General features: G+C 61.8%; 5 protein-coding genes. 4 read left to right on the top strand and 1 reads right to left on the bottom strand.

The window, feature by feature from the left end:
* The first annotated feature begins 67 nt into the window (after positions 1 to 67).
* The 4 genes from PSO31014_RS22120 (at position 68) to PSO31014_RS22105 (ending at position 3433) form a co-directional block, all read left to right on the top strand.
* Complete coding sequence (locus tag PSO31014_RS22120) at positions 68 to 1660, top strand: DEAD/DEAH box helicase (RefSeq protein ID WP_246176982.1); 1593 nt, start codon at positions 68 to 70, stop codon at positions 1658 to 1660.
* A 200-nt stretch (positions 1661 to 1860) separates the two neighbouring features.
* Positions 1861 to 2217: a hypothetical protein gene (locus PSO31014_RS22115; protein WP_150553578.1), complete on the top strand. Its 357-nt coding sequence runs from the start codon at positions 1861 to 1863 to the stop codon at positions 2215 to 2217.
* 367 nt (positions 2218 to 2584) lie between these two features.
* Complete coding sequence (gene rpsU / locus PSO31014_RS22110) at positions 2585 to 2797, top strand: 30S ribosomal protein S21 (RefSeq protein ID WP_017231887.1); 213 nt, start codon at positions 2585 to 2587, stop codon at positions 2795 to 2797.
* A 162-nt stretch (positions 2798 to 2959) separates the two neighbouring features.
* A complete protein-coding gene (locus PSO31014_RS22105) occupies positions 2960 to 3433 on the top strand; it encodes a WbuC family cupin fold metalloprotein (protein WP_150553577.1) in 474 nt (157 codons plus the stop codon).
* Between the two features lie 48 nt (positions 3434 to 3481).
* On the opposite strand, the gene PSO31014_RS22100 is transcribed toward PSO31014_RS22105, so the two are convergent.
* Entirely contained in the window at positions 3482 to 4483 is a 1002-nt protein-coding gene (locus tag PSO31014_RS22100) for a glycosyltransferase family protein (protein WP_150553576.1), read from the bottom strand.
* Between the last annotated feature and the right edge of the window lie 477 nt (positions 4484 to 4960).

The following is a 4960-nucleotide window of genomic DNA, read 5'->3' as shown; positions in this document are numbered from 1 at the left end:
CCTATGGATACCGCGACGAGGAATACTTCTTCCTCAAAATCCGCGCGGCTTTCCCCGGTAATCCACGATGAACCAAATTTTGGGCAGCAACGGCCCCAAAACCGTCATCAGTCCGCTTGAGCAGGCGCGTCGATATACGCTCGACATCGTCAATGCGCTTGAGCGGGATCCTCAACTGGTGAATCCTGCGGGGCATCCCTACGCGGGGAAATTGCGACTGCCCTGGACGTTCGGCGTCGTGTTGCCGAACATGACGCGCAAGCAGTTCACGGATGGCGGTTTGGGGCATGCGCTCGAGCCTTCGAGAGTCATTTGCGCCGACGAAATGACCGAGGCTGTCGACGCGGAAGCGTTTCAGACGCGGTTGTGGCAGATGTTCAAGTTCCAGTTCCGCGAAAAGCTGACGCTACCGCAGATCGATCGATTTCGATGGATTCTTTTCCCGGAAGTGCGCGTGCAGGCGACTCAGCTCGACCTGCTGTCGGATCAGATCGAATTGCCCGACATCATGGCCGTCATGGACGTGCAGCAGGAGCAGCTGGCACGTAGCCTGGGCGACGGCCATCGTGTCATTCACGGCGTGGCGGGTTCGGGAAAGACGATGATCCTCGCTTATCGCGCCGAATACCTGGCGACGCAATCGGACAAGCCCGTGTTGGTGCTCTGTTTCAGCGAGCCACTTTCCCGAAAGATCCAATCGGTAATGGAGGCCAAGGGCTTGTCGGCCAAGGTCATCGTCCGACATTTTCACGGTTGGTGTTCGGATCAATTGAATGCCTATCACGTCACGCGCCCGAAAGGGGCGGGTGAACGGTTTTTTGCGCAACTCGTTCAGTGCGTGATCAACGCCGTTGATCGAGGCGGTATTCCGGCGGCGCAGTACGCCGCCGTGCTGATCGACGAGGGCCACGACTTCGAACCGTCATGGTTCAAGCTAGTCGTGCAAATGGTCTCGCCGGAATGCCGTCATTTGCTCGTGCTGTATGACGATGCACAATCGATCTTCAATCGTTCCGAGCGGCAGGGATTCAGCTTCAAGAGCGTTGGCGTGCAGGCGCAGGGGCGCACGACAATTCTCAAGATCAACTATCGGAATACGCGGCAAATACTCGCGCTTGCCGCGAACGTGGCCGAGGACATTCTGGACGCGAAGGCCACTGACGACGATGGGGTGCCGTTGATTCGTCCGGTCAGCTGTGGGCGAGAGGGGCCGCAACCCATGCTGATCAAACTTCCGTCGATTGCCGATGAGGCCGAAGCCATTTCGAAGCAAATGGGCCAGGCGCATCAGCAGGGCACGGCCCGGCAGGACATGGCGATCGTCTATCGGACATGGAGTGTCGGCCAGGCGTGCGTTGACGCGCTGGCGAAGGCGCGAATCCCCTACCAATGGCAACAGCGAGATCGCAAGCGATTTTCGCCCAGTGCGGACGCGGTCACCGTATTGACCATGCACGCCAGCAAAGGCCTGGAATATCCGTTCGTGGCTGTGCCCGGCATCGGGGCGATGTCGCTGGATGACGCCGATCTGGAGCAAGAGGCCCGCCTCTTTTACATTGCGGCGACACGCGCGACTCACCGGCTCCTTGTCACCGGTAGCGGAGATTCCTTATTCATGCGCAAACTGTTTCCGGAGGATTCATTGCAAGTCGCCTCCTGAGCGAGGGGCGGGCGTGTCGTGAATGAACGACGGGATGAGGCCCGTCGCCGCCGTCGCCCGCGCGAACTTCACGCATCGATCGCCTGCCTGCGCGCACGCAGATTGCGTCGTGGTACGATCAGATTCATCCACGTCATTCAAATCGTGGCTTCGATCCGGTCCGTGCCCGTCGCGAGGTGGGTACATCAGGGGGGGGCAATATGTCTGCCGAGCAAAAGACGCCTTATCGCGGGTTCATCATCGTTACCGTTCTCGAACGTCTGCCCAAGGGGCGCGCGCGACTCTCGGCCAAGGTGCTTGCCGACGATGCGGATCACAAGCGACGTCTTGGCGGAAAGAAGCTCCTGCAGGCCAAGCGTTGGTTCGATCATTTTGCCGACGATCTGGCCGCACCTATCATCGAAGGGCTCAAGCGCACGGTTGACCTCGAATTGGCGGCGGCTGCGAAGGCGGCCAAGTCTCTCGAACCTGCAAAGGTGGCGATGGGTGTGAAGTCCGTCAGGACGACAAGGCCCAAGGCCGTGAAAGTGGCGGCGGTCGCCGCTGTCGATCGCTGACGATCCAATCGTGTACATTTCCCGCGATTTGTGTGTATAATCCCGACCTTGTCCAAAACTTGGGCATCGAGGGAGGCGGTTCTCATTGACGAACGATGAGCGTGCCGCTTTGCCATCAATCAACCGTTCAGCCAGTCTGGAAGGCGCGATGCGGGGTTCGCGGTAAGCGAGCCGGGCATTGAAAGCCAATCGGGAGATCGCAGAGGAGGTGATTCGCGGTCCCGCCGGATGTGGTGTAGTGCAGTCCGTGGCAAATCCGTTCGTCGTGCCTGGCAGGAGATGTCTCTTGCAGGGCGGGGAAGGGTATTTTTGCCCGGTAAGTTAAAATTGCGGCTCTCGCGAGCCAATTCACTATACGAGCTATTGCATGACCAAGATTCTGATTAAAGACGGTGAACCCGTTGAAGTCGCACTGCGTCGTTTCCGCCGCGCCATCGATGGCACGGGCCTGATCAAGGAAGTCAAGGCACGTGCGGCTTACGAAAAGCCGACGGCCGAGCGCAAGCGCAAGAAGGCTGCTGCAGTGGCCCGTCTGCGTAAGCGTCTGCGCAGCCAGACCCTGAAGAAGAAGATGTACTAAGCACGGCGTTGCACTCTTTGGGTGCAGTGAAGTGCGAAGTGAGAAACCCGCCGCGAGGCGGGTTTTTTTATGGACGGGCGGCGGCCATCGATTTGCTACACTCGTGGCCGTCGCCGCGATGCCGCGAAGGCTTCATCCCCCAGACTCCCCCACGATTCCCCTATGAAAACGTTGACTTTTGCTGCGCTCGACGCGCTGACCCAGCAAGCCGAGCAGTCGCCGCGTGCGCGCATGAACCAGAACCTGCATGAATCGCTGGACGATCCGATTCAGCGCCTGGCCATTGCGATGGAGCCGGCGACGTACATTCGCCCGCACTTGCATCGCTACACGTGGGAAGTGCTCACGGCGCTGCGCGGACGCTTTGTCGTGCTGACATTCGACGAGGCAGGCGTGGTGACGGATCGCAAGCTGCTGGGCGACGACACGAGCGTAACGGAGACGGCGCAGGGTGTCTTCCACACGGTGCTTTCGCTGGACTCGGGGGCCGTGATATTCGAGGTGAAGCACGGCCCGTATCGGCCGTTCGTCGAATCAGACTACGCGAGTTGGTCAGCGCCGGCAGATACGCCCGAGGCGGCCGCGTTCATGGAGTGGGTCAAGACGGCGCACGTGGGCGACCGCTGGGCCGTCTGACGGACGGAGGTGCCGCTGCGGCGGACTTTCGGCGGCACCGCGCGGCGGTTAGCGCGTCCAGCCTTGAAACCCGGCGGCCATGGCGAGCAGGGTCTGGGTCGCCGCGTCGATGGCGCTGTGCCAATCATCCCCGACGAAGCGTGGGTGAGGGGCGCGCGCATCGGTGACGCCCTCGGGGCTGACAGATGGCTCGCGTCGGGCTTCGTTGCCGAACGACATGGTCGCCGCGGCATGCAACCGCCAGACCGGCACGCCCAATCCCGTGGCCAAGTGCGCGTGTGTGGCGTCTAAAGAAATCACCAGATCCAGATTGTCGATGAGTGAGGCCTCGTCGGCCAGATCATCACAGTCGGCGCGCCAGTCGATCCAGTCGACGGTTTCGGGCGGAATGGCGTGGGACGTGTCGCCGGCGGGGCGACCCAGTGGTACCCAGGAAACGCCCGGTACGCGGAGCAGCGGTGCAAGCGCAGTGAATCGGGCGATGCCGCATGCCACGGGCGCTTGGGCTTCGGCGTCGAAGACATGCAATCCCGCGAGGCCGACGCAGAGTCCGTGCTGTGCGGCCGCTGCAAGCCGATCGCGCCAGTGCCGTGCTGGGGTAGCGGGAACGCGTAGAAAGGGTCGTCCAGCGTGTGCCGAGGCGGCCTGCGGCCCCAGCACGCGCGCAAGCGTGCCAAGCGGGCAGCGCAAATCCCAGTCCGATACATCGCGCGGCATTCGCGAGAGCACAACCACGCGCTCCCCGATCGACCATTCCACCAGTCGGCGCAAACTCGCGGGGCCGACAAATCCGACCTTGCCGAAGCGAGCGGCGGCGACTTCCAGATGGCGGAGCTGACTGAGCAGTTCTGCGTCGTCTCCCGCGCCGACGATCAAGAGATGTTGATGCAACGTTTGGCCACCGCCGGTCCAGGCGGGAAGCGGGCAATTCGGATGCGGGCTGAGTGCCGCGCCGACCTGGGCCCAGGCATGGGCGATGGCATTGGCGGCAGGGGTATCCCCGGCGTAAGGGGTTGGGGAGTGAGCGGCGCGCTGCGAAGGCTTCGTCATGCGAATCTTGGCATCGAAAAGGGGGCAAGGACAGGCGAAATCACGGCGCCGGGCAGATGGCGCGGTAACGCAGCGCCTACGACATCTGCGACATGCTAGGGAGCTGGCACGCCGGACATGATAGAGGACGCGGGCCATTGCATTTCGACGCCACTTTTGCCAACGGGACAGATGCTTTTGCCGGACGGCAAAATATTTGAAGTGCCCGATGCTGGCGCGGTGTGACAAGATGGGGTGTTGTGGAGGCAGGCCGCAGTGAGTCGCTGCGAAGCGCGGCGCCATAGCGGAACGCCGGCATGATCATCGCGTCGGGCGGAGGCAACAAAAATACCCCGGCGAGCCCGGCTACGCGGGGCATTTCGGCCATTCTCAGGATGCGCCAAATGCGTTTTTGGTCCCCCTGTAATGCCCCCATTTTCCACGGCCGCGAGAAGTAGAAACTAAGCGGCCATGGCCAGCCGCTGCTTCGGGGTAAAG

This window comes from Pandoraea soli (assembly GCF_902459595.1).
Taxonomy (GTDB): domain Bacteria; phylum Pseudomonadota; class Gammaproteobacteria; order Burkholderiales; family Burkholderiaceae; genus Pandoraea; species Pandoraea cepalis.
The sequence above is the reverse complement of the archived record's forward strand: the minus strand, read 5'-3'. Positions and strand labels throughout refer to the sequence as shown.